We start from the raw sequence: 20,397 nt of genomic DNA, 5'->3' as shown, positions 1-20,397 counted from the left end.
CAGTAGAGGCAGTAGAGGCAGTAGAGGCAGTAGAGGCAGTAGAGGCAGTAGAGGCAGTAGAGGCAGTAGAGGCAGTAGAGGCAGTAGAGGCAGTATCAAAATCCACTAAAAGAAAAGCCGGGACAAGCCCGGCTTTTTCTTTTATCACTCAGCAGCTGCTTCAGCAGCGGCCGGGCGGTCTACCAGCTCAATGTAAGCCATAGGAGCGTTGTCGCCAGCACGGAAACCGCATTTCAGAATGCGAGTATAACCGCCGGCGCGCTCCAGGTAGCGCGGGCCCAGTTCATTGAACAGCTTAGCCACGATCGCGTTATCGCGAGTACGGGCAAATGCCAGGCGACGATTAGCAACGCTATCAGTCTTGGCAAGGGTGATCAGCGGTTCAACTACACGACGCAGCTCTTTTGCCTTAGGCAGAGTCGTCTTGATGATCTCATGACGAACCAGGGAGCTGGCCATGTTGCGGAACATAGCCTGACGATGGCTGCTGTTCCGGTTCAGTTGACGACCACTCAAACGATGGCGCATGACCTTATCCTTCTAACTAAATCTGTGAAACCCGTAATCTGGATTACTCGTCAGCGATGCTGGCGGGCGGCCAGTTCTCAAGGCGCATGCCAAGAGACAGACCACGGGAGGCCAACACGTCCTTGATCTCAGTCAGGGACTTCTTACCGAGGTTAGGAGTCTTAAGCAACTCAACTTCGGTACGCTGTACCAGATCACCAATATAGTGGATAGCTTCTGCCTTCAAACAGTTCGCTGAACGAACTGTCAGCTCCAAATCATCGACAGGACGCAGCAGAATCGGATCAAACTCGGGTTTCTCTTCTTTCTTCTCGGGCACGCTGACATCGCGCAGATCCACGAAGGCTTCCAGTTGCTCTGCCAGAATAGTGGCTGAACGACGGATGGCTTCTTCCGGATCCAGAGTACCATTGGTCTCCATGTCGATAACCAGCTTGTCCAAGTCGGTGCGCTGTTCCACACGTGCCGCCTCGACATTGTAGGCGATGCGAACGATGGGGCTGAACGCGGAGTCCAGCAGCAGGCGACCGATAGGACGCTCTTCATCATCGTTGTGAACACGAGCAGAAGCAGGCACATAACCACGACCGCGCTGAACTTTCAGGCGCATGCTGATCTCAGCATTTGCACCAGTCAGGTGGCAGATTACGTGCTCCGGGTTTACGATCTCGACTTCATCACCGTGAGTGATATCACCAGCGGTAACGGGGCCTGTTCCAGACTTGGTCAGGGACAGAGTTACCTCGTCCTTGCCTTCCAGCTTCACAGCGATACCTTTCAGGTTGAGCAGGATTTCAAGAATGTCTTCCTGTACACCTTCTTTGCTGCTGTACTCGTGCAGTACTCCGTCGATCTCGACTTCAGTAACCGCACAACCGGGCATAGATGACAGCAAAATACGACGCAGGGCATTGCCCAGCGTGTGGCCAAAGCCACGCTCAAGCGGCTCGAGAGTCACTTTCGCGTGAGTCGGGCTAACTTGCTCGATGTCAACTAGCCGCGGTTTAAGAAAATCTGTTACAGAACCCAGCATTGTGTCCTCTCTTTAGAAGCTAGCTTTACTTGGAGTAAAGCTCGACGATCAGCTGTTCGTTAATGTCGGCAGACAGGTCGGAACGCTCCGGCAGGCGCTTGAAGGCACCTTCCATCTTAGCAGCGTCAACCTCTACCCAAGTCGGCTTCTCGCGCTGACCAGCAACTTCCAGGGAAGCTTTGATACGCGCTTGCTTCTTAGCCTTCTCGCGAACGCAGATCACGTCCTCAGGGGATACCTGGAAAGAAGGAACATTCACAACGCGGCCGTTTACCATGATGGCTTTGTGGCTCACCAGCTGACGAGATTCAGCACGAGTGGCGCCGAAGCCCATGCGGTAGACGACGTTGTCCAGACGACCTTCCAGCAGCTGCAACAGGTTTTCACCGGTGTTACCCTTTTGACGGGCAGCGTCGCGGTAGTAGTTGCGGAACTGTTTTTCCAATACGCCGTAGATACGACGTACTTTTTGTTTCTCGCGCAGTTGCACACCGTAGTCGGACAGACGCGCTTTACGCGCACCGTGTTGACCAGGAACGGTGTCAATCTTGCACTTAGAATCAATCGCACGAACACCAGACTTCAGGAAGAGGTCGGTGCCCTCACGACGGCTAAGCTTAAGCTTAGGACCGATATATCTTGCCATCTTCTTTCTCCAACAATCCTAGACCAAGTAGCTACAGCGTTACACGCGGCGCTTCTTGGGAGGACGACAACCGTTGTGCGGGATCGGAGTCACATCAGTAATGTTAGTGATGCGGAAACCAGCCGCGTTCAGAGCGCGGATGGAAGACTCACGACCGGGACCCGGACCTTTGACCATGACTTCCAGGTTCTTCACGCCGTATTCTTTGGCGATCTCACCAGCACGCTCAGCAGCTACCTGGGCAGCAAACGGAGTGGACTTACGGGAACCACGGAAACCGGAACCACCAGAGGTAGCCCAAGACAGAGCATTGCCCTGACGGTCAGTAATGGTCACGATTGTGTTGTTGAAAGATGCATGAACGTGCGCAATACCGTCGCTCACTTGCTTTTTAACGCGCTTGCGAGCACGAGTCGGAGTTTTAGCCATTTTCTACCTTCCCGTTACTTCTTGATAGCCTTGCGCGGACCCTTACGGGTACGAGCGTTGGTCTTGGTACGTTGACCACGAACAGGCAGGCTACGACGGTGACGCAAACCACGGTAGCAACCCAGATCCATCAATCGCTTGATGTTCATGGAAATCTGACGACGCAGGTCACCTTCAACGGTGAATTTACCTACTTGTTCACGCAGACTCTCGATCTGAGCTTCGTCCAGGTCTTTAATTTTCACATTCTCAGCGATACCGGCTGCGGCACAGATGGCCTTGGAGCGGGTACGACCGACGCCATAAATAGCAGTCAACGCAATGACGGCATGTTTATGGTCAGGAATGTTAATGCCAGCGATACGGGCCACTATTCACTCCTACATATAGTAGATAACGACCACCACAAAGCCCGTGAGCGGATACGTGGCGGTCAACCAATACACAACAAAAGTTGGCTGGCTATATTAGCCAGCACAACTATTTGTTGCAAGTACTAACCGTAAAAAATTAGCCTTGGCGCTGTTTATGCTTTGGCTCGCTGCAAATCACACGCACCACACCGTGACGCTTGATGATTTTGCAGTTACGGCAGATTGCCTTAACGGAAGCACGAACTTTCATTGCTTAACTCCGTAACTACGCCGACCTTTAGCGGCCGTAGCCCTTCAGGTTGGCCTTCCTCAGGACGTCGCCATATTGATGAGACATCATATGGGTCTGAACCTGAGCCATGAAGTCCATGATAACTACCACGATAATCAGCAGCGAGGTGCCACCGAAGTAGAACTGTACGTTCCAGGCAGTCATCAGGAACTGGGGTACCAGACAGATAAAGGTAATATAGAGCGCACCTGCCAATGTCAGGCGAGTCATAACCTTATCGATGTAACGTGCTGTCTGCTCGCCCGGGCGGATCCCCGGGATAAAGGCTCCACTCTTCTTCAGGTTATCTGCTGTCTCGCGGGGGTTGAACACCAACGCGGTATAGAAGAAGCAGAAGAAGATAATGGCTGCTGCATAGAGCATCTCGTACAAGGGCTGACCCGGCTGCAGGACCATAGAGACCTGTTGCAGAATGTCAGCGATCTTGCCCTCGCCCTGACCAAACCAGGAGGTAATGGTACCCGGGAAGAGGATGATGCTGGATGCGAAAATCGCAGGAATCACACCGGCCATATTCACTTTCAACGGCAGGTGTGTGCTTTGCGCAGCGAATACCTGGCGGCCTTGTTGACGCTTGGCATAGTTAACGACGATACGACGCTGACCACGCTCCACGAACACCACAAAGTAAGTCACAGCGAAAACAATCAAGCCCAGCAACAACAACAGCAGGATGTGCAATTCCCCTTGACGTGCCTGTTCGGCCGTAGCGCCAATGGCATGAGGCAGACCGGCGACGATACCTGTGAAGATAATCAACGAGATACCATTACCAATCCCACGCTCGGTAATCTGTTCACCCAACCACATCAAGAACATGGTACCGGTGACCAGACTCACAACGGCTGTGAAATAGAAGCCCAAACCCGGATGAGTCACGAGTCCTTGCATCATATTCGGCAGACCTGTTGCAATACCAATGGCCTGGAACGTTCCCAAAACCAGCGTGCCCCAACGGGTATATTGGCTAATCTTGCGACGGCCGGATTCACCTTCTTTCTTGAGTTCAGCAAGAGCAGGGTGAACCACAGTCAGCAACTGGATAATGATCGACGCCGAAATGTACGGCATGATCCCCAGTGCAAGAATAGAAGCACGCGAGAGTGCACCACCACTGAACATGTTGAACATCTCAATGATGGTGCCCTTCTGTTGTTGGAACAACTCGGCCAGTACGGCGGCGTCAATACCAGGGATCGGCACATAAGAGCCTGCACGGAACACGATAATTGCCCCGAGAACGAAGAGCAGACGGCTCTTCAGTTCGCTCAGACCACCTTGTGCTTTAACATCCAATCCTGGTTTCTTAGCCATTGTACTGATTATTCCTCGATTTTACCGCCAGCGGCCTCGATGGCTGCACGTGCACCCTTGGTGACGGACAGACCACGAACGGTCACAGCACGGTCAATGTTGCCAGACAGAACAACTTTAGCGAACACGATGTTTTTGGTAATAACACCGGCTTGCTTCAGAGTGCTCACGTCGACCACATCACCTTCTACCAGGGCGATTTCGTTCAGGCGCACTTCGGCAGAAACCAAAGATTTGCGAGAGAAGAAACCGAACTTCGGCAGACGGATTTTCAAAGGCATCTGGCCGCCTTCGAAACCGTTGCGGACCTTGCCGCCACCGGAACGAGAGGTTTGACCTTTAACACCACGACCACCGGTCTTGCCCAGACCAGAACCGATACCACGGCCCGGACGGTGCTTGACGCGCTTGGAACCAGCGGCCGGAGACAGAGTATTCAGACGCATGCTTAGCCCTCCACCTTAACCATGTAATAAACCTGGTTGATCATACCGCGTACGCAGGGAGTATCTTCCAGCTCAACGGTGTGACCAATGCGACGCAGACCCAGACCACGCAGAGTCGCCTTGTGCTTTGGCAGACGGCCGATAGAGCTGCGAGTTTGAGTTACTTTTACAGTGTTAGCCATGTCGCATTACCCCAGAATTTCTTCAACGCGCAGACCACGCTTGGCCGCGATCTGTTCCGGTGATTGACCGTGAACCAGAGCGTCGACAGTTGCGCGAACAACGTTGATTGGGTTGGTGGAACCGTAGGTCTTGGCCAGCACGTTGTGGATACCAGCAACTTCCAGTACGGCACGCATGGCGCCGCCTGCAATGATACCAGTACCTTGGGAGGCCGGCTTCATGAACACGGTGGAACCAGAGTGAACGCCACGCACCGGGTGGTGCAGGGTGCCGTTGTTCAGCTCAACCTTGTTCAGGTTACGCTTAGCCTGTTCCATCGCCTTTTGAATGGCGGCCGGAACTTCACGGGCCTTACCGTAACCGTAACCTACACGGCCGTTACCATCACCCACCACGGTCAACGCGGTGAAGGACATGATACGACCACCTTTAACAGTTTTCGAAACACGGTTTACTGCAATGAGCTTTTCTTGCAGTTCGCCGGCTTGAGATTCGACTTTAGCCATCTTCGACTCCTAGCTTAGAACTGAAGACCAGCGTCACGAGCAGCGGTAGCCAGAGCGGCTACACGACCGTGATACTTGAAACCGGAACGATCGAAAGATACGTTCTGAACGCCTTTGGCAATAGCACGCTCAGCGATAGCCTTACCTACAGCGGTAGCAGCATCTGCGTTACCGGTGTATTTCAGAGCTTCACTGATGGCTTTCTCTACTGTGGAAGCAGAGGCCAGAACTTCGGAACCGTTGGCTGCAATAACCTGCGCATAGATATGACGCGGGGTACGGTGAACAACCAGACGGGTAGCTCCCAGTTCCTGCATCTTTTTCCGAGCACGAGTAGCACGACGGAGACGAGCTGCTTTCTTGTCCATAGTGTTACCTTACTTCTTCTTAGCTTCTTTAGTACGCACTTGCTCGTTGGCATAGCGTACACCCTTGCCCTTGTAGGGCTCCGGAGCGCGGTAAGCACGGATATCGGCGGCGACTTGGCCAACCAGCTGCTTGTCCACACCACGCAGAACGATCTCGGTGGCGGACGGACATTCAGCGGTGACACCAGCCGGCAGCGCATGCTCTACCGGGTGAGAGAAGCCCAGTGCCAGCGCAACAGCATTGCCCTTGATGGAGGCTTTGTAACCTACACCAACCAGCTGCAGCTTGCGCTCGAAGCCTTGGGTAACACCGACTACCATGTTGTTGACCAATGCACGGGCAGTACCGGCCTGAGCGTCAGCACCAGCGATGCCGTCGCGCGGGGCGAACTTCAGTACATTGTCTTCTTTGGTCACTTCTACACCGGCGTGGATGGAACGAACCAGGGAACCCTTGCCACCTTTGATGGACAGTTCTTGGCCGTTCAGAGTCACCTCTACGCCAGCAGGAATAGTGACGGGTGCCTTAGCAACGCGAGACATTTCCGACCTCCTATTAAGCGACGTAGCAGATGATCTCACCACCCATGCTTGCCTTGCGGGCAGCACGGTCGGTCATCACACCTTTAGACGTGGACACGATAGCAACACCGAGACCGCCCATGACTTTCGGCAGATCAGTAGTGCGCTTGTAAATACGCAGGCCGGGACGGCTCACGCGTTGGATCAGTTCTACAACCGGCTTGCCCTGGAAATACTTCAGTTCGATTTCCAGTTCCGGTTTCACGTCACCAGCTACGTTGTAGCCAGCGATGTAACCTTCTTCTTTCAGCACTTTGGCGATAGCCACTTTCAGCTTGGAAGAAGGCATGGAAACCGCAACTTTGCTCGCCGCCTGACCGTTACGGATGCGGGTCAGCATATCCGCGATCGGATCTTGCATGCTCATAGTCTAACTCCCGAGATTCTTACCAAGAGGCCTTTTTGAGGCCCGGAATTTCGCCCTTCATGGCATGCTCACGCACCTTGATGCGAGAGAGGCCAAACTTCCGCAGGAAACCGTGCGGACGACCAGTGATGTTGCAACGGTTACGCTGGCGGGACGGACTGGAATCACGGGGCAGCTGTTGCAGTTGCAAGACAGCATCCCAACGCGCTTCTTCAGAAGCGTTCATATCAACGATGATAGCTTTCAGCTCGGTACGCTTGGTCGCGAACTTGGCTGCCAGCTTCGCACGCTTTGCTTCACGTGCTTTCATGGATGTTTTAGCCATAACCCTAACCTTACTTGCGGAATGGGAAGTTAAAGGCAGCCAGCAGAGCACGGCCTTCTTCGTCGGTATTCGCGGAAGTGGTGATGGTGATATCCAGACCACGGACGCGATCGACCTTGTCATAGTCGATTTCCGGGAAGATGATTTGCTCACGCACGCCCATGGAGTAGTTACCACGGCCATCGAACGCCTTGGCGTTCAGACCACGGAAGTCACGGATACGCGGTACGGAGATGCAAATCAGCCGTTCCAGGAACTCCCACATACGCTCGCCACGCAGGGTTACTTTACAACCTATCGGGTAGCCTTCACGAATCTTGAAGCCCGCAACAGATTTGCGTGCTTTGGTGATCAGCGGTTTCTGACCGGAAATGGCAGCCATATCGGCAGCAGCATTTTCCAGCAACTTCTTGTCAGAGATCGCTTCACCAACACCCATGTTCAGGGTGATTTTCTCGATCCGAGGGACTTGCATGATAGTCTTGTAACCGAACTGCTTGGACAGTTCATTTACTACATCGGATTTGTAGTAATCATGCAGTTTCGCCATCGTTAAACTCCAATTACTTCACAAGTTCGCCGGTGGATTTGAAGAAACGGACTTTCTTGCCGTCTTCAATCCGGAAACCAACGCGGTCAGCCTTGCCAGTGGCAGAGTTGAACAGCGCGACGTTAGATACATCGATGGGGGCTTCTTTGGTGACGATGCCGCCAGCCTGACCCAGTGCGGGTACCGGCTTTTGGTGTTTCTTCACCTGGTTGATGCCTTCCACGATTACCTTACCTTTTGCAATCAGGACTTGAGTGACTTTGCCACGCTTGCCCTTGTCTTTGCCGGTAAGAACAATTACTTCGTCTTCGCGACGGATTTTAGCTGCCATCGTTCGACTCCTTACAGTACTTCGGGTGCCAGGGACACAATCTTCATGAACTTCTCGTTACGGAGTTCACGGGTCACCGGGCCAAAAATACGAGTACCGATTGGCTGTTGGTTGTTGTTAAGCAACACAGCCGCATTGTTGTCGAAACGGATGACAGAGCCGTCCGGACGACGAACGCCTTTACGGGTGCGTACGACCACCGCGTTATACACATCACCTTTCTTCACTTTACCGCGAGGAATGGCTTCCTTGATGGAAACCTTGATGATGTCGCCGATGCCGGCATAACGGCGGTGCGAACCACCCAGAACCTTAATACACATTACACTGCGAGCGCCGGAGTTGTCGGCAACACCCAGCATACTTTGCATCTGGATCATCTTAGTGCTCCGCTTTGTTTACTTCTTATCCCTGATGGGATCTGGCTGCCTTCAAAAGGCGCGAAACTATAACACAGCTATTTTTGAAAAGGTAGCCTAAAAAACAAACGGCCCCGATGGGGGGCCGTTTGGGCTAAAAAGTACCGAATTAGGCCTTTTCTACGACAGCAACCAGGGTCCAGGACTTGGTCTTGGACAGCGGGCGGCACTCGCGGATTTCCACGAGATCGCCAGCCTTGCACTCGTTGTTCTCGTCATGCACGTGCAGCTTGGTAGTACGCTTGATGATCTTACCGTAGATCGGGTGCTTTACCTTGCGCTCGATAGCGACGGTGATGGACTTGTCCATCTTGTCGCTAATTACACGACCTTGCAGAGTACGGATCTTGTCAGTCATTACGCACCTGCCTTCTCAGTCAGTACAGTCTTGATACGTGCGACGTCACGACGCACTTGTTTCAGAGTGTGAGTCTGAGCCAGCTGGCCGGTGGAAGCTTGCATGCGCATGTTGAATTGCTCACGCAGCAGACCCAGCAGCTCCTGGTTCAGTTCTTCGACGCTCTTTTGACGCAGATCTTGGGCTTTCATCACATCACCGTCTTAATTACGAAAGTGGTCTGAACAGACAGCTTAGCTGCGGCCAGGGCAAACGCTTCACGCGCCAGAGCCTCAGGTACACCATCCATCTCGTACAGAACCTTGCCAGGCTGGATCGGGCAAACCCAGTATTCCACGTTACCCTTACCTTTACCCATACGAACTTCGAGGGGCTTTTCGGTGATGGGCTTGTCCGGGAACACACGGATCCAGATCTTGCCTTGACGCTTAACGTGACGGGTCATGGCACGACGGGCTGCTTCGATTTGACGAGCAGTCAGTTGACCACGAGATGTCGCCTTCAGGCCAAAGGTACCGAAGGATACTTCGTTACCGGCATTGGCCAGACCGCGGTTACGACCCTTGTGGGTCTTGCGGAATTTAGTACGCTTAGGTTGCAACATTTACCGAATCTCCTTACTTGGCAGCGCGGCGCTTGTTGTCACGCTTGGGCTTCGCAGGAGCTTGCTCTTGAGCAGCGGCAGCATTGACTGCAGCCAGACCGCCCAGAACTTCGCCCTTGAAGATCCAAACTTTAACGCCGATCACACCGTAAGTGGTGTGGGCTTCAGAAGTTGCGTAGTCGATGTCGGCGCGCAGGGTGTGCAGGGGCACACGACCTTCACGGTACCATTCGGTACGCGCGATTTCAGCACCGCCCAGACGGCCGGAAACTTCCACTTTGATGCCCTTGGCACCCAGGCGCATGGCGTTCTGTACGGCGCGCTTCATAGCACGACGGAACATTACGCGACGCTCCAGCTGGGAAGTGATGCTGTCGGCAACCAGTTTGCCATCCAGCTCCGGCTTGCGGACTTCGGAAATGTTGATCTGAGCAGGCACGCCAGCGATTGCGGCTACAGCTTTGCGCAGTTTTTCAACGTCTTCGCCTTTCTTGCCGATCACGACACCCGGACGAGCGGTGTGAATGGTCACACGGATGCTCTTGGCCGGACGCTCGATAGTGATCTTGGACAAGGAAGCGTTTTTCAGCTCCTTGGTCAGGAACTGGCGTACTTGGAAATCGCTGTACAGGTTGTCAGCGAAGTCTTTGGTGTTCGCGAACCAGGTAGAATTCCAAGGCTTGGTAATACCCAGGCGAATGCCATTAGGATGTACTTTCTGACCCATTGCTTATCTCCCAGCCTTAGCGTCGGATACCACTACAGTGATGTGAGCGGTACGCTTGAGGATACGATCCGCGCGACCTTTGGCACGCGGGCGGATGCGCTTCATGGAGGGACCTTCGTCTACCATGATGGTGGCAACACGCAGGGTGTCGATATCGGCACCTTCGTTGTGCTCAGCGTTGGCAATGGCAGATTCCAGCACTTTCTTCACCAGAACAGCAGCCTTTTTCGGGCTGAAGGTCAGGATGTTCAGAGCCTTGTCTACGGACAGACCACGTACTTGATCGGCTACCAGACGAGCTTTCTGGGCAGAAGTACGGGCATAACGGTGTTTAGCGATAGCTTCCATCATTTATCCCTTAGCGCTTCTTAGCCTTCTTATCAGCAGCATGGCCGCGATAAGTACGAGTCGGTGCGAATTCACCCAGTTTGTGACCGATCATTTCTTCGGTAACGAAAACCGGAACGTGCTGACGACCATTATGGACAGCGATGGTCAAACCGATCATGTTCGGGATGATCATTGAACGACGGGACCAGGTCTTAACCGGCTTTTTATCCCCGCTTTCCACCGCTTTCTCTACCTTCTTCAGCAAGTGCAGGTCGATAAATGGACCCTTCTTGAGAGAACGTGGCATGGTGATTCCTCTATGTTAACAATTACTTGTTACGACGACGTACGATGTACTTGTCGGTACGCTTGTTCTTACGGGTCTTGAAGCCCTTAGCCTTCTGGCCCCATGGGGACACAGGCTGCATGCCCTTGTTACGACCCTCACCACCACCGTGCGGGTGATCAACCGGGTTCATCGCCATACCGCGAACGGTCGGACGAATACCACGCCAGCGGTTAGCACCGGCTTTACCCAGTTGACGCAGCATGTGCTCGGAGTTACCCACTTCACCGATGGTAGCGCGGCACTCGGCCAGAACTTTACGTACTTCGCCGGAACGCAGACGCAGAGTTACATAGTTACCTTCACGAGCCAGGATCTGGATGAAAGTACCAGCGGAACGAGCCAGCTGGGCACCTTTACCAGGCTTCATCTCAACGGCGTGAACGGTAGAACCGACCGGGATGTTGCGCATCGGCAGGGTGTTACCTACCTTGATGGCAGCATCAGCACCAGAGGCGATTGCATCACCAGCTTTCAGGCCTTTCGGGGCCAGGATGTAACGACGCTCACCGTCTGCATACAGCACCAGGGCGATGTTTGCGGTACGGTTAGGATCGTATTCCAGACGCTCAACTTTGGCCGGAATGCCGTCTTTGTCGCGCTTGAAGTCGATCAGACGGTAGTGTTGCTTGTGACCACCACCGATATGACGAGTGGTGATACGACCGTTGTTGTTACGGCCACCGGACTTGCTTTTGCTGTCCAGCAGAGCGGCGAAGGGCTTGCCCTTGTACAGCTCTTGGTTGACGATCTTGACGACGTGGCGGCGGCCCGGAGAAGTAGGCTTGCACTTAACGATTGCCATTTTTCAGAACTCCTCTTACTCGGCTGCGCCCATGAAGTCGATGTCCTGACCAGCTTTCAGGGTCACATAAGCCTTTTTCCAATCGGAACGACGGCCTACGCGTGCACCTGCGCGCTTGGTCTTACCCTTCATGTTCAGGGTACGGACGGTCTCAACTTCGACCTCGAACAGTTTCGCAACTGCAGCTTTGACTTCCGCCTTGGTGGCATCAACAGCAACTTTGAACACGATAGTGTTCTGCTTTTCTGCGACCATGGTGCTCTTTTCAGAGATGTGCGGAGCCTTCAGAACTTTCAGCAGACGCTCTTCACGGATCATGCCAGCATCTCCTCGATTTGCTTAACTGCGTCAGCAGTCATCAGAACCTTGTCGAAAGCGATCAGGCTGACCGGGTCGATACCGGCAACGTCACGCACGTCAACTTTGTACAGGTTACGAGCAGCCAGGAACAGGTTCTCATCGACTTCAGCAGTCACGATCAGAACGTCAGTCAGTTCCATTTCTTTCAGCTTGGCGATCAGTTCTTTGGTCTTCGGCGCTTCGATGCCGAACTTCTCAACAACGATCAGGCGCTCTTGACGTACCAGCTCGGACAGGATGCTACGGATAGCGCCGCGGTACATCTTCTTGTTTACTTTCTGGCTGTGATCTTGCGGCTTAGCAGCAAAGGTCACACCACCGGAACGCCAGATGGGCGAACGGATGGAGCCAGCACGGGCACGACCAGTACCCTTCTGACGCCACGGCTTTTTGCCGCCACCAGACACTTCAGAGCGAGTCAGCTGCGCACGAGTACCCTGACGGGCACCAGCGGCATATGCAACGACAACCTGGTGAACCAGAGCTTCGTTGAATTCGCGCCCGAAGGTAGTCTCGGAAACTTCAAGAGCGCTCTTGGCGTCTTTCATTACCAATTCCATTACTATCTCCTCAGACGTTACGCTTTGACGGCAGGTTTGACGATCACGTTGCCGTTGGTTGCACCCGGTACTGCGCCTTTGATGAGCAGCAGGTTGCGTTCAGCGTCAACACGAACCAGTTCCAGGTTCTGAGTCGTTACACGCTCAGCACCCATGTGACCAGCCATCTTCTTGCCCTTGAATACACGGCCCGGGGTCTGGTTTTGACCGATGGAGCCAGGTACACGGTGGGACAGGGAGTTACCGTGGGTCATATCCTGGGTACGGAAGTTCCAGCGCTTAACAGTACCGGCAAAACCTTTACCCTTGGATGTGCCGGTAACGTCTACCAGCTTAACGTCAGCGAGAAGATCTACTTTCAGCTCGCTACCAACAGTGAAAGTTTCACCGTTGTTCAGGCGGAATTCCCACAGACCGCGACCGGCTTCTACACCAGCTTTGGCGAAGTGGCCAGCTTCCGGCTTGGTTACGCGGCTGGCTTTCTTGGCGCCAGTGGTAACCTGAATAGCGTTGTAGCCGTCGGTTTCTACAGATTTGACCTGAGTTACACGGTTAGCTTCAACTTCGATAACAGTCACCGGGATAGAAACGCCATCTTCAGTGAAGATGCGAGTCATACCCACTTTGCGACCTACAAGACCGATTGTCATTGTTATCAACCTCTTTCCGTAATTAACCCAGGCTGATCTGGACGTCTACACCAGCTGCCAGATCCAGACGCATCAGAGCGTCAACGGTCTTGTCAGTCGGTTCAACGATGTCTACCAGACGCTTGTGAGTGCGGATCTCGTACTGATCACGCGCGTCTTTGTTGACGTGCGGGGAGATCAGAACGGTGAAACGCTCTTTGCGAGTCGGCAGCGGGATAGGACCGCGAACCTGCGCGCCAGTGCGCTTAGCAGTTTCAACGATTTCCGCAGTGGATTGATCGATCAGGCGATGATCAAAAGCCTTCAGGCGGATACGGATTCTTTGGTTCTGCATTGACAGAGCTCCAATAGATAAAAGAACATAAATCAACGCCGCCCGACCGGGACTACTCCCGCCAGAGGTGTGATTTTTCACGTTTCCTCCCATATCGGGAGGACTGTATGGCTGGCAACTCGTAAACGGGAAGCTCAGCAAGCAGACATATCGTCTGGCTGCCTCATGGGCAAGCGGAGGGGATTATACGGATTTTTTCCACTCACGCAAGTGAAGGCGGACAGATTGTGCGCAATGTTGTGTGGCAGATGGATCTCCAGGCGATCAAATCATCGCCATCGGCGAGACGGTAACGACAATGTTGCAAACAGGCTGATAGACTGCGCCCTCGCCCCAGTTTGCGGAACGCATCCCATGCTCAAGAATCAGAAAAAAGCCTACCAGTACGGGCTCTGTGCCGTCGCCCTCTGGTCCACGGTGGCCAGCGCCTTCAAGATCTCCCTCGCCTACTTTGAACCGGTACAGCTGCTGCTGGTCGCGGCCTGCACCTCGACCCTGACCCTGGGGTGCATCGTGGCCTGTCAGGGCAAACTGCCGCTACTGCTCGACTACATCAAGAGTCGCCCCCTCTACTACCTCGCTCTCGGGGTCCTGAACCCCTTCCTCTATTACCTGCTGCTGTTCAAGGCATATGATCTGCTGCCCGCCCAGCAGGCACAGACTCTCAACTACACCTGGGCCATCACCCTCAGCCTGCTGGCCGTTCCCTTCCTCGGTCAAAGGCTGCGCCGCCGCGATGGCGTCGCCATCGTGCTCGGCTATTTCGGCGCCCTGGTGATCGCCACCAGGGGGGACGTGTTCGGTCTACAGTTCGACAGCCCCCTCGGCGTCACGCTGGCGCTGGTGTCGACCCTGATCTGGGCCGGTTACTGGATCCTCAACACCCGCAATCAGGGGGATCCCGTCGTCAGCCTGCTGCTCGGCTTCCTCATCAGCCTGCCCTTCATCATCGTGGCGACCTGGTTGCTCTCGGACTTTGCCATGACCGCCTGGCAGGGATGGGCCGGCGCCATCTATGTGGGGCTGTTCGAGATGGGCTTCGGTTTCGTGCTCTGGCTGATGGCCCTGCGCCACGCCACCAACACAGCCCCCATCAGCAACCTCATCTTCATCTCGCCGTTTGCCTCTCTGGTGCTGCTCAACCTGTTGATCGGCGAAACCATTCACCCGGCAACCCCCATCGGGTTGGCTCTCATCGTCGCCGCCCTGCTTATCCAGCAACTCAAATATGGCAAGCGCTACCGCAAGGTGAGCGACCCCCACGCCTGACAGACAAAAGGGCGCATCTCTCGATACGCCCTGCTTTCAATCCATCCACTCCAGCGGCTGGTTCTTGGGTAGCCGGATCTCCACCTGCAAGCCCCCCAGTTCGGAGCGCCCCAACCTGATGGTGCCGTGATGCTGGGAGACTATCTTGGCAACGATGGCCAACCCCAGCCCGCTGCCTCCACCGGTGCGCGCCACATTGCCCTGGGTGAAGGGCTTGAGCACCCGGGAGTAGTCCTCTTCTGCGATCCCCGGGCCATTGTCGGAGAGTCGCAGCCGCACCCAGTGGCCATCATCCCTGAGCTCGGCCTGCAACCGGGTCGCGCCATAGCGCAGGGAGTTGCCCGACAGATTGTTGAGGATACGGCGAATGCTGATGGGATGGCAGGCCACACGCACCGCCTCCTCCGGCAGGAGCAGCTCCACTTCCAGTCCCTGATCGGTCTGCATCAGCAACGCATCGTGAATGAGCTGGGTCAGGTCGACGGGCCGGGCATCGAGTCCCTCGTTCGGGCGAATGTAGTCGATGAACTGATCAATGATACCGTTCGACTCATCGATGTCTGCATTGATGCTCTCCTTGAGGTACTCATCCCCCGAGGACATCATCTCGGTCGCGAGACGAATGCGGGTGAGAGGGGTGCGCAAATCGTGGGATACCCCGGCCATCATCAGGTTGCGCTCCTCGATCAGCCCCTTGATGGAGCTCGACATGTGGTTGAAGGTGCGGGTCAGGCGGCGCACCTCCCGCGAGCCCTGCTCCCCCAGGGCATCGGGAAAGTTGCCGCGCGCCACCGCCACGGCCCCCGCTTCCAGATCCTCCAGCGGTCGCACCAGCTGACGGGCAAAACGCCAGGCTGCAAACAGGGTCACCACCAGCAAGACGCTCATATAGAGGATGAGCGGTTCGATGTCGTCATCTTCAATTTCAGTCAGGGGAATGCGCACCCACATCTGGCTGGCCTGGGGAGGCTGGATCCAGATGATGTAGTGATCCTGGATTTCAACTCTGACCCTGGTATCCCCTTTCAATTCGCGGCTGATGCTCTGCTCCAGATAAGGGTAGGGCTTGGAATCATTCAGCCCGTGCTGCTCCGCCTCGCTCTGGGTATAGATGTCGCTGCCAGTGGTCACATAGACCAGCGCCTCGGCATCTTCACTGAGCGCCAGCTGGTTGTTGTCCACCGGAAAGATGAGTTTGACCTGGTTTGCCAGCAGGTGGCTGATCTGCTTGACGGTCGGCGCCAGCAGGTAGTTGTAGAAGGTAACGTAGGAGACGACTTGATAGACCACCAGCACGGCAGCCAGAAACCAGAGCATGCGGGAGAACATGCTGCCCACTTTCTTCATGCGTTCTCACCGTCCGGTACGAACACATACCCCAGACCCCAGACGGTCTGCAGATAGCGAGGCTGGGCCGGGTCCTGTTCCAGCAGGCGGCGCAGGCGGGAGACCTGCACATCAATGCTGCGCTCGGTGGCCGTGTACTCGCGACCACGGGCCAGGTTCATCAGCTTGTCACGGGAGAGCGGTTCGCGAGGATGACTCACCAGCACCTTGAGCACGGCGAACTCCCCGCTGGTCAGGGCAACCGGTTCGCCATCACGGCTCAGTTCACGGGTCGCCAGATTGAGCTGGTAGGCCCCGAAACTCACCATCTTCTCCGCCGCGGAAGGGGCGCCGGGCAGCTCCACGGTATGGCGGCGCAGCACGGCGCGGATCCGAGCCAGCAGCTCACGGGGGTTGAACGGCTTGGGCAGATAATCGTCGGCCCCCATCTCCAGACCGACGATGCGATCCACTTCGTCCCCCTTGGCGGTGAGCATCAAGACAGGGATCTGGTTGCCGGCCTCGCGCAGGCGGCGGCAGATGGAGAGGCCGTCTTCCCCCGGCAGCATCAGATCAAGCACCATCAGGCTGAAGTTTTCACGCGTCAGCAGGCGATCGGCCTGCTCCCCGTTGGCGACACCTCGCACTACAAACCCCTGCTCGGTGAGGTAGCGCTCCAACAAGGAACGCAGTTTCAGATCGTCGTCCACCACCAGGACCTTGTATTGCTGACTCATTGCCACCTCTCTTTTCTGTCTCCCCTCATACTAGAGCCGCCCCCTGCAACCACAAAGCATAAATATGTTACCGGTTATTGCCCTCATTCGGCCCCGGAGCCGGGAGGGATGGATGGCCAGCTCTGCTTTTTGCTCGACAGCGCGGCGACAATGACTAAGATCCCGAGCAACCGGATGCAATTGGCGAGGGAGTGATAACCCCATGAAAACCAAACTCATTACCCGTGAAGGCTACACCAGGCTCCGGCAGGAGCACGACATGCTCTGGCGGGAGGAGAGGCCCGATGTCACCAAAAAAGTGGCCTGGGCGGCGAGCCTGGGTGATCGCAGCGAGAATGCCGATTACCAGTACAACAAGAAACGCCTGCGGGAGATCGACCGCCGGGTTCGCTACCTGCGCAAGTGCCTGGAAGAGCTGACCATAGTCGACTACTCCCCCTCCCAGGAGGGCAAGGTCTTCTTCGGCGCCTGGGTCGAGGTAGAAAACGACGAGGGTGAGACCAAGCGCTTTCGCATCGTCGGCTATGACGAGATCTTCGGCCGCAAGGATTACATCTCCATCGACTCCCCCATGGCCCGTGCCCTGCTCAAGAAAGAGGTGGGCGATGAAGCCTTGGTGCAAACGCCAGTGGGTGACGCCTGCTGGTACGTCAATGAGATCAGCTATTCCCAATGAGCCAGCCACCGTCATACCGGCGGTCACCGCCCAGGGCGGGCAGGAGAGCCAACCCGGCGAGCTGAAGACCCCCTCCCCGCCTTGTCGGCCAGGGTGGCATCCCGCTGCCCGACCCCATATAGTGCTCACACCCGGCGCCTTGCGGCGCCAACCGGCCCGCGCGGCAGTGGCCTGGCAGGTATCTAAAGTATCGCCAGGACAAACCCCCTGTTCGGCGACATAGCCCCACGCTGGCCAGTTAGACAGGACCCGACCAAGAGACCCTCGATGCAAAGCCACGTAATAGAACATCAGATCGCCGGTGAGCTGAATGCCCGCCCGGAACAGGTGCAGGCAGCCGTTCGCCTGCTGGACGAAGGCGCGACCGTTCCCTTCATCGCCCGTTACCGCAAAGAGGTGACCGGCGGTCTGGACGACAGCCAGCTGCGTACCCTGGAGAGCCGCCTCGGCTACCTGCGTGAACTGGCGGATCGCCGCCAGGTGATCCTGCGCTCCATTGAAGAGCAGGGCAAACTGACCCCCGAGCTGGCCCGCGAGCTGAACGATGCCGACAGCAAGACCCGGCTGGAAGACCTCTACCTCCCCTACAAGCCCAAGCGGCGCACCAAGGGGCAGATGGCCATCGAGGCGGGGCTGGAGCCACTGGCGGATTTGCTGCTGGGTGACCCCATGAAGGATCCCGAGCAAGAGGCGGTTCGCTTCCTCAATGCCGAGCAGGGGATCACCGACGGCAAGGCCGCCCTCGACGGTGCCCGTTACATCCTGATGGAGCGCTTCGCCGAGCAGGCCGATCTCCTTGAGAAGTTGCGGGACTACCTGTGGCACAACGCCACCCTGCGTGCCCGCGTGGTGGCCGGCAAGGAGCAGGAAGGGGCCAAATTCAAGGACTACTTCGAACACGACGAACCCCTGCACAAGGCCCCCTCCCACCGGGTGCTGGCCATGTTGCGCGGCCGCAACGAGGGGATCCTCAACCTGGCGCTGGTCACCGGCGAGGATGAGGGTACCAGCCCCTGCGAAGGGATCATTGCCCATCACCTCAAACTCAACCTGCAACACCGCCCGGCCGACAAGTGGCTGCAGGGGGTGGTGAGCTGGACCTGGAAGATCAAGCTCTCCCTGCAGATGGAAACCGAGCTGATCGGCCGTATCCGCGAGTCAGCGGAGGAGGAGGCGATCAAGGTGTTCGCCATGAACCTCAAGGATCTGCTGATGGCGGCACCGGCCGGCATGCGCTGCACCATGGGGCTGGATCCCGGCATCCGCACCGGGGTCAAGGTGGCGGTGGTGGATGCCACCGGCAAGCTGGTCGATCACGCGACCATCTATCCGTTCGAACCCAAACGCCAGGTTGACCAGAGTCTCAAGACCCTGAGCGAGCTGTGCCAGAAGCACAAGGTCGAGCTCATCAGCATCGGCAACGGCACCGCATCCCGGGAAACCGACCGCCTGGTGAGCGATCTGTTCGAGCGCTACCCGGCCGCCAAGGCACAGAAGATAGTAGTGAGTGAAGCGGGGGCATCGGTCTACTCCGCCTCCGAGCTCGCCTCCCTGGAATTCCCGGATCTCGACGTCTCCATTCGCGGCGCCGTCTCCATCGCCCGCCGGTTGCAGGATCCCCTGGCCGAGCTGGTCAAGATCGATCCCAAGAGCATCGGTGTGGGCCAGTACCAGCACGATGTCGGCCAGAGCCAGCTGGCCCGCCGCCTCGACGCGGTGGTCGAGGATTGCGTGAACGCGGTGGGGGTGGATGTGAATACCGCCTCGGTCGCCCTGCTCAACCGGGTTTCCGGCCTCTCCCAGACCCTGGCCCAGAACATCGTCGCCTACCGCGACGAGAACGGCGCCTTCAAGAGTCGTCAGCAGTTGCTGAAAGTTGGCCGACTAGGGCCCAAGGCATTCGAGCAATGCGCCGGCTTCCTGCGCATTCGGGGCGGCAGCAACCCGCTGGACGGCTCGGCGGTGCACCCGGAATCCTACCCGGTGGTGGAGCGGATCCTCGCCAAGCTGGAGCAGACCGTGGACAGCCTGCTCGGCAACAGCAGCCTGCTGCGCACCCTCAAGCCCACCGACTACACCGACGAGCAGTTCGGGGTGCCTACCGTCACCGATATCATCGGCGAGCTGGACAAGCCCGGCCGCGACCCGCGTCCCGAGTTCAAGACCGCCACCTTCAAGGAAGGGGTGGAGAAAATCAGCGATCTGGTGCCCGAGATGGTGCTGGAGGGTGTGGTCACCAACGTCACCAACTTCGGCGCCTTCGTCGACATCGGCGTCCATCAGGACGGGCTGGTGCACATTTCTTCCCTCACCGATCGCTTCGTCAAGGATCCCCGCGAGGTGGTCAAGGCCGGTGACATCGTCCGGGTCAAGGTGCTGGAAGTCGACGTACCGCGCAAACGCATCAGTCTTACCATGCGTCTGGATGAAAAAGCCGGCCAGCCTGCACGCAAACCGGCCGAGCCGCGTCACACCGGCAACGCCCGACCGAAACAGGCGCCCCGTCAGAGCGCTCCGGCCGAGGGTGCCATGGGCAACGCCTTCGCGGCTGCCCTGTCGAAACTGAAGAAATAAGCCCCCAGAATGCAAAAAAGCCCCGAAAGGGGCTTTTTCATGCCAGCA

The 20,397-nt window shown here is 56.3% G+C and carries 33 protein-coding genes; 3 read left to right on the top strand and 30 right to left on the bottom strand.

Translation table 11 applies throughout. The annotated features are described in order from the left end of the window. Nucleotides 1-144: 144 nt before the first annotated feature. The 28 genes from rplQ to rpsJ all read right to left on the bottom strand — a co-directional run bounded on the left by rplQ (nucleotide 145) and on the right by rpsJ (nucleotide 13,767). Complete coding sequence (gene rplQ / locus AB5Y89_RS02910) at nucleotides 145-528, bottom strand: 50S ribosomal protein L17 (protein ID WP_005307999.1); 384 nt, start codon at nucleotides 526-528, stop codon at nucleotides 145-147. 43 nt (nucleotides 529-571) lie between these two features. Further along, nucleotides 572-1,561: a DNA-directed RNA polymerase subunit alpha gene (gene rpoA, locus AB5Y89_RS02905; protein ID WP_005307997.1), complete on the bottom strand. Its 990-nt coding sequence runs from the start codon at nucleotides 1,559-1,561 to the stop codon at nucleotides 572-574. A gap of 25 nt (nucleotides 1,562-1,586) precedes the next feature. Continuing rightward, the gene (gene rpsD / locus AB5Y89_RS02900; RefSeq protein ID WP_010672568.1) at nucleotides 1,587-2,207 is read right to left on the bottom strand and encodes a 30S ribosomal protein S4; all 621 of its coding nucleotides are present in this window, start codon (nucleotides 2,205-2,207) and stop codon (nucleotides 1,587-1,589) included. A 39-nt stretch (nucleotides 2,208-2,246) separates the two neighbouring features. Then, the gene (gene rpsK, locus AB5Y89_RS02895; RefSeq protein ID WP_005319702.1) at nucleotides 2,247-2,636 is read right to left on the bottom strand and encodes a 30S ribosomal protein S11; all 390 of its coding nucleotides are present in this window, start codon (nucleotides 2,634-2,636) and stop codon (nucleotides 2,247-2,249) included. A 14-nt stretch (nucleotides 2,637-2,650) separates the two neighbouring features. Further along, nucleotides 2,651-3,007: a 30S ribosomal protein S13 gene (rpsM, locus tag AB5Y89_RS02890; protein ID WP_005307991.1), complete on the bottom strand. Its 357-nt coding sequence runs from the start codon at nucleotides 3,005-3,007 to the stop codon at nucleotides 2,651-2,653. A gap of 139 nt (nucleotides 3,008-3,146) precedes the next feature. Next, complete coding sequence (rpmJ, locus tag AB5Y89_RS02885) at nucleotides 3,147-3,260, bottom strand: 50S ribosomal protein L36 (protein WP_005319705.1); 114 nt, start codon at nucleotides 3,258-3,260, stop codon at nucleotides 3,147-3,149. A gap of 27 nt (nucleotides 3,261-3,287) precedes the next feature. Continuing rightward, complete coding sequence (gene secY / locus AB5Y89_RS02880) at nucleotides 3,288-4,616, bottom strand: preprotein translocase subunit SecY (protein WP_010672567.1); 1,329 nt, start codon at nucleotides 4,614-4,616, stop codon at nucleotides 3,288-3,290. Between the two features lie 8 nt (nucleotides 4,617-4,624). Further along, nucleotides 4,625-5,062, bottom strand: coding sequence for a 50S ribosomal protein L15 (gene rplO, locus AB5Y89_RS02875; protein WP_005307987.1), 438 nt, complete (start codon nucleotides 5,060-5,062; stop codon nucleotides 4,625-4,627). 2 nt (nucleotides 5,063-5,064) lie between these two features. Then, a complete protein-coding gene (rpmD, locus tag AB5Y89_RS02870) occupies nucleotides 5,065-5,244 on the bottom strand; it encodes a 50S ribosomal protein L30 (protein ID WP_005307985.1) in 180 nt (59 codons plus the stop codon). Between the two features lie 6 nt (nucleotides 5,245-5,250). Further along, nucleotides 5,251-5,751 (bottom strand): 30S ribosomal protein S5, encoded by a 501-nt coding sequence (gene rpsE, locus AB5Y89_RS02865; protein WP_005340605.1) that lies wholly within the window; start codon nucleotides 5,749-5,751, stop codon nucleotides 5,251-5,253. 14 nt (nucleotides 5,752-5,765) lie between these two features. Further along, nucleotides 5,766-6,119: a 50S ribosomal protein L18 gene (gene rplR, locus AB5Y89_RS02860; protein WP_041212181.1), complete on the bottom strand. Its 354-nt coding sequence runs from the start codon at nucleotides 6,117-6,119 to the stop codon at nucleotides 5,766-5,768. A 9-nt stretch (nucleotides 6,120-6,128) separates the two neighbouring features. Next, nucleotides 6,129-6,662 carry a 50S ribosomal protein L6 gene (gene rplF / locus AB5Y89_RS02855; protein WP_010672565.1) on the bottom strand — a complete coding sequence of 178 codons (534 nt, stop codon included), beginning with the start codon at nucleotides 6,660-6,662 and terminating at the stop codon, nucleotides 6,129-6,131. A 13-nt stretch (nucleotides 6,663-6,675) separates the two neighbouring features. Beyond that, nucleotides 6,676-7,068, bottom strand: a complete 393-nt coding sequence (gene rpsH / locus AB5Y89_RS02850; protein WP_010672564.1) for a 30S ribosomal protein S8 — start codon at nucleotides 7,066-7,068, stop codon at nucleotides 6,676-6,678. A 19-nt stretch (nucleotides 7,069-7,087) separates the two neighbouring features. Continuing rightward, entirely contained in the window at nucleotides 7,088-7,393 is a 306-nt protein-coding gene (gene rpsN, locus AB5Y89_RS02845; RefSeq protein ID WP_005331161.1) for a 30S ribosomal protein S14, read from the bottom strand. Nucleotides 7,394-7,403: 10 nt separating this feature from the next. Next, nucleotides 7,404-7,943 (bottom strand): 50S ribosomal protein L5, encoded by a 540-nt coding sequence (gene rplE, locus AB5Y89_RS02840; protein WP_005331162.1) that lies wholly within the window; start codon nucleotides 7,941-7,943, stop codon nucleotides 7,404-7,406. A 13-nt stretch (nucleotides 7,944-7,956) separates the two neighbouring features. Further along, nucleotides 7,957-8,274, bottom strand: coding sequence for a 50S ribosomal protein L24 (gene rplX, locus AB5Y89_RS02835; protein WP_005307977.1), 318 nt, complete (start codon nucleotides 8,272-8,274; stop codon nucleotides 7,957-7,959). 11 nt (nucleotides 8,275-8,285) lie between these two features. Continuing rightward, on the bottom strand, nucleotides 8,286-8,654 hold the full coding sequence (gene rplN, locus AB5Y89_RS02830; RefSeq protein ID WP_005307975.1) for a 50S ribosomal protein L14: 369 nt from the start codon (nucleotides 8,652-8,654) through the stop codon (nucleotides 8,286-8,288). Between the two features lie 148 nt (nucleotides 8,655-8,802). Beyond that, complete coding sequence (gene rpsQ, locus AB5Y89_RS02825; RefSeq protein ID WP_005307966.1) at nucleotides 8,803-9,051, bottom strand: 30S ribosomal protein S17; 249 nt, start codon at nucleotides 9,049-9,051, stop codon at nucleotides 8,803-8,805. Then, a complete protein-coding gene (gene rpmC, locus AB5Y89_RS02820; protein ID WP_005307965.1) occupies nucleotides 9,051-9,242 on the bottom strand; it encodes a 50S ribosomal protein L29 in 192 nt (63 codons plus the stop codon). Before rpmC ends, rpsQ begins: the two co-directional genes overlap by 1 nt. After that, complete coding sequence (rplP, locus tag AB5Y89_RS02815) at nucleotides 9,242-9,655, bottom strand: 50S ribosomal protein L16 (protein ID WP_010672562.1); 414 nt, start codon at nucleotides 9,653-9,655, stop codon at nucleotides 9,242-9,244. Before rplP ends, rpmC begins: the two co-directional genes overlap by 1 nt. Before the next feature lie 13 nt (nucleotides 9,656-9,668). Continuing rightward, complete coding sequence (gene rpsC, locus AB5Y89_RS02810; RefSeq protein ID WP_005331168.1) at nucleotides 9,669-10,382, bottom strand: 30S ribosomal protein S3; 714 nt, start codon at nucleotides 10,380-10,382, stop codon at nucleotides 9,669-9,671. Nucleotides 10,383-10,385: 3 nt separating this feature from the next. Further along, nucleotides 10,386-10,730: a 50S ribosomal protein L22 gene (gene rplV / locus AB5Y89_RS02805; protein ID WP_010672561.1), complete on the bottom strand. Its 345-nt coding sequence runs from the start codon at nucleotides 10,728-10,730 to the stop codon at nucleotides 10,386-10,388. Nucleotides 10,731-10,740: 10 nt separating this feature from the next. Continuing rightward, on the bottom strand, nucleotides 10,741-11,019 hold the full coding sequence (gene rpsS / locus AB5Y89_RS02800; protein ID WP_005307960.1) for a 30S ribosomal protein S19: 279 nt from the start codon (nucleotides 11,017-11,019) through the stop codon (nucleotides 10,741-10,743). A 22-nt stretch (nucleotides 11,020-11,041) separates the two neighbouring features. Then, complete coding sequence (rplB, locus tag AB5Y89_RS02795; RefSeq protein WP_010672560.1) at nucleotides 11,042-11,863, bottom strand: 50S ribosomal protein L2; 822 nt, start codon at nucleotides 11,861-11,863, stop codon at nucleotides 11,042-11,044. Between the two features lie 15 nt (nucleotides 11,864-11,878). Continuing rightward, nucleotides 11,879-12,178, bottom strand: coding sequence for a 50S ribosomal protein L23 (gene rplW / locus AB5Y89_RS02790; protein WP_342690021.1), 300 nt, complete (start codon nucleotides 12,176-12,178; stop codon nucleotides 11,879-11,881). After that, nucleotides 12,178-12,783, bottom strand: a complete 606-nt coding sequence (gene rplD, locus AB5Y89_RS02785) for a 50S ribosomal protein L4 (RefSeq protein WP_005340616.1) — start codon at nucleotides 12,781-12,783, stop codon at nucleotides 12,178-12,180. The genes rplW and rplD overlap by 1 nt, the downstream gene beginning before the upstream one ends. Nucleotides 12,784-12,800: 17 nt before the next feature. After that, nucleotides 12,801-13,433 (bottom strand): 50S ribosomal protein L3, encoded by a 633-nt coding sequence (gene rplC, locus AB5Y89_RS02780; protein WP_010672559.1) that lies wholly within the window; start codon nucleotides 13,431-13,433, stop codon nucleotides 12,801-12,803. 22 nt (nucleotides 13,434-13,455) lie between these two features. Beyond that, nucleotides 13,456-13,767: a 30S ribosomal protein S10 gene (gene rpsJ, locus AB5Y89_RS02775; protein ID WP_005307944.1), complete on the bottom strand. Its 312-nt coding sequence runs from the start codon at nucleotides 13,765-13,767 to the stop codon at nucleotides 13,456-13,458. Nucleotides 13,768-14,121: 354 nt separating this feature from the next. On the opposite strand from rpsJ, the gene AB5Y89_RS02770 reads away from it, so the two are divergent. After that, nucleotides 14,122-15,036, top strand: a complete 915-nt coding sequence (locus AB5Y89_RS02770; protein ID WP_368222836.1) for a DMT family transporter — start codon at nucleotides 14,122-14,124, stop codon at nucleotides 15,034-15,036. 36 nt (nucleotides 15,037-15,072) lie between these two features. Here the strand turns inward: AB5Y89_RS02770 and envZ are convergent, their stop codons facing one another. Together envZ and ompR are read right to left on the bottom strand one after the other, a co-directional pair. Then, a complete protein-coding gene (envZ, locus tag AB5Y89_RS02765; RefSeq protein WP_010672557.1) occupies nucleotides 15,073-16,383 on the bottom strand; it encodes a two-component system sensor histidine kinase EnvZ in 1,311 nt (436 codons plus the stop codon). Further along, nucleotides 16,380-17,099, bottom strand: coding sequence for a two-component system response regulator OmpR (gene ompR / locus AB5Y89_RS02760; protein ID WP_010672556.1), 720 nt, complete (start codon nucleotides 17,097-17,099; stop codon nucleotides 16,380-16,382). The genes envZ and ompR overlap by 4 nt, the downstream gene beginning before the upstream one ends. A 202-nt stretch (nucleotides 17,100-17,301) precedes the next feature. Between ompR and greB the strand changes: the two genes are divergently transcribed. After that, the gene (gene greB, locus AB5Y89_RS02755) at nucleotides 17,302-17,775 is read left to right on the top strand and encodes a transcription elongation factor GreB (RefSeq protein ID WP_368222835.1); all 474 of its coding nucleotides are present in this window, start codon (nucleotides 17,302-17,304) and stop codon (nucleotides 17,773-17,775) included. A 267-nt stretch (nucleotides 17,776-18,042) separates the two neighbouring features. After that, nucleotides 18,043-20,349, top strand: a complete 2,307-nt coding sequence (locus tag AB5Y89_RS02750) for a Tex family protein (protein WP_368222834.1) — start codon at nucleotides 18,043-18,045, stop codon at nucleotides 20,347-20,349. The last annotated feature ends 48 nt before the right edge of the window (nucleotides 20,350-20,397 follow it).

The sequence above is a fragment of the Aeromonas sp. s4 genome, from assembly GCF_040907855.1.
GTDB lineage: Bacteria > Pseudomonadota > Gammaproteobacteria > Enterobacterales > Aeromonadaceae > Aeromonas > Aeromonas caviae.
This window is presented reverse-complemented; position numbering and strand designations above follow the sequence as displayed.

What these genes read in the sequence shown, in the direction of transcription:
- rpmJ (WP_005319705.1), bottom strand. Translation starts at nt 3,260, where the DNA reads ATGAAAGTTCGTGCTTCCGTTAAGGCAATCTGCCGTAACTGCAAAATC.
- rpsD (WP_010672568.1), bottom strand. Translation starts at nt 2,207, where the DNA reads ATGGCAAGATATATCGGTCCTAAGCTTAAGCTTAGCCGTCGTGAGGGC.
- rplR (WP_041212181.1), bottom strand. Translation starts at nt 6,119, where the DNA reads ATGGACAAGAAAGCAGCTCGTCTCCGTCGTGCTACTCGTGCTCGGAAA.
- rplO (WP_005307987.1), bottom strand. Translation starts at nt 5,062, where the DNA reads ATGCGTCTGAATACTCTGTCTCCGGCCGCTGGTTCCAAGCGCGTCAAG.
- rplC (WP_010672559.1), bottom strand. Translation starts at nt 13,433, where the DNA reads ATGACAATCGGTCTTGTAGGTCGCAAAGTGGGTATGACTCGCATCTTC.
- rplD (WP_005340616.1), bottom strand. Translation starts at nt 12,783, where the DNA reads ATGGAATTGGTAATGAAAGACGCCAAGAGCGCTCTTGAAGTTTCCGAG.
- rpsC (WP_005331168.1), bottom strand. Translation starts at nt 10,382, where the DNA reads ATGGGTCAGAAAGTACATCCTAATGGCATTCGCCTGGGTATTACCAAG.
- AB5Y89_RS02770 (WP_368222836.1), top strand. Translation starts at nt 14,122, where the DNA reads ATGCTCAAGAATCAGAAAAAAGCCTACCAGTACGGGCTCTGTGCCGTC.
- rpsJ (WP_005307944.1), bottom strand. Translation starts at nt 13,767, where the DNA reads ATGCAGAACCAAAGAATCCGTATCCGCCTGAAGGCTTTTGATCATCGC.
- rpsQ (WP_005307966.1), bottom strand. Translation starts at nt 9,051, where the DNA reads ATGACTGACAAGATCCGTACTCTGCAAGGTCGTGTAATTAGCGACAAG.
- rplN (WP_005307975.1), bottom strand. Translation starts at nt 8,654, where the DNA reads ATGATCCAGATGCAAAGTATGCTGGGTGTTGCCGACAACTCCGGCGCT.
- secY (WP_010672567.1), bottom strand. Translation starts at nt 4,616, where the DNA reads ATGGCTAAGAAACCAGGATTGGATGTTAAAGCACAAGGTGGTCTGAGC.
- AB5Y89_RS02750 (WP_368222834.1), top strand. Translation starts at nt 18,043, where the DNA reads ATGCAAAGCCACGTAATAGAACATCAGATCGCCGGTGAGCTGAATGCC.
- rpsN (WP_005331161.1), bottom strand. Translation starts at nt 7,393, where the DNA reads ATGGCTAAAACATCCATGAAAGCACGTGAAGCAAAGCGTGCGAAGCTG.
- ompR (WP_010672556.1), bottom strand. Translation starts at nt 17,099, where the DNA reads ATGAGTCAGCAATACAAGGTCCTGGTGGTGGACGACGATCTGAAACTG.
- rplP (WP_010672562.1), bottom strand. Translation starts at nt 9,655, where the DNA reads ATGTTGCAACCTAAGCGTACTAAATTCCGCAAGACCCACAAGGGTCGT.
- envZ (WP_010672557.1), bottom strand. Translation starts at nt 16,383, where the DNA reads ATGAAGAAAGTGGGCAGCATGTTCTCCCGCATGCTCTGGTTTCTGGCT.
- rpsS (WP_005307960.1), bottom strand. Translation starts at nt 11,019, where the DNA reads ATGCCACGTTCTCTCAAGAAGGGTCCATTTATCGACCTGCACTTGCTG.
- rplX (WP_005307977.1), bottom strand. Translation starts at nt 8,274, where the DNA reads ATGGCAGCTAAAATCCGTCGCGAAGACGAAGTAATTGTTCTTACCGGC.
- rplQ (WP_005307999.1), bottom strand. Translation starts at nt 528, where the DNA reads ATGCGCCATCGTTTGAGTGGTCGTCAACTGAACCGGAACAGCAGCCAT.
- rpsE (WP_005340605.1), bottom strand. Translation starts at nt 5,751, where the DNA reads ATGGCTAAAGTCGAATCTCAAGCCGGCGAACTGCAAGAAAAGCTCATT.
- rplE (WP_005331162.1), bottom strand. Translation starts at nt 7,943, where the DNA reads ATGGCGAAACTGCATGATTACTACAAATCCGATGTAGTAAATGAACTG.
- greB (WP_368222835.1), top strand. Translation starts at nt 17,302, where the DNA reads ATGAAAACCAAACTCATTACCCGTGAAGGCTACACCAGGCTCCGGCAG.
- rplV (WP_010672561.1), bottom strand. Translation starts at nt 10,730, where the DNA reads ATGGAAGCTATCGCTAAACACCGTTATGCCCGTACTTCTGCCCAGAAA.
- rpsH (WP_010672564.1), bottom strand. Translation starts at nt 7,068, where the DNA reads ATGAGCATGCAAGATCCGATCGCGGATATGCTGACCCGCATCCGTAAC.
- rpmC (WP_005307965.1), bottom strand. Translation starts at nt 9,242, where the DNA reads ATGAAAGCCCAAGATCTGCGTCAAAAGAGCGTCGAAGAACTGAACCAG.
- rplF (WP_010672565.1), bottom strand. Translation starts at nt 6,662, where the DNA reads ATGTCTCGCGTTGCTAAGGCACCCGTCACTATTCCTGCTGGCGTAGAG.
- rpmD (WP_005307985.1), bottom strand. Translation starts at nt 5,244, where the DNA reads ATGGCTAACACTGTAAAAGTAACTCAAACTCGCAGCTCTATCGGCCGT.
- rpoA (WP_005307997.1), bottom strand. Translation starts at nt 1,561, where the DNA reads ATGCTGGGTTCTGTAACAGATTTTCTTAAACCGCGGCTAGTTGACATC.
- rplB (WP_010672560.1), bottom strand. Translation starts at nt 11,863, where the DNA reads ATGGCAATCGTTAAGTGCAAGCCTACTTCTCCGGGCCGCCGCCACGTC.
- rpsK (WP_005319702.1), bottom strand. Translation starts at nt 2,636, where the DNA reads ATGGCTAAAACTCCGACTCGTGCTCGCAAGCGCGTTAAAAAGCAAGTG.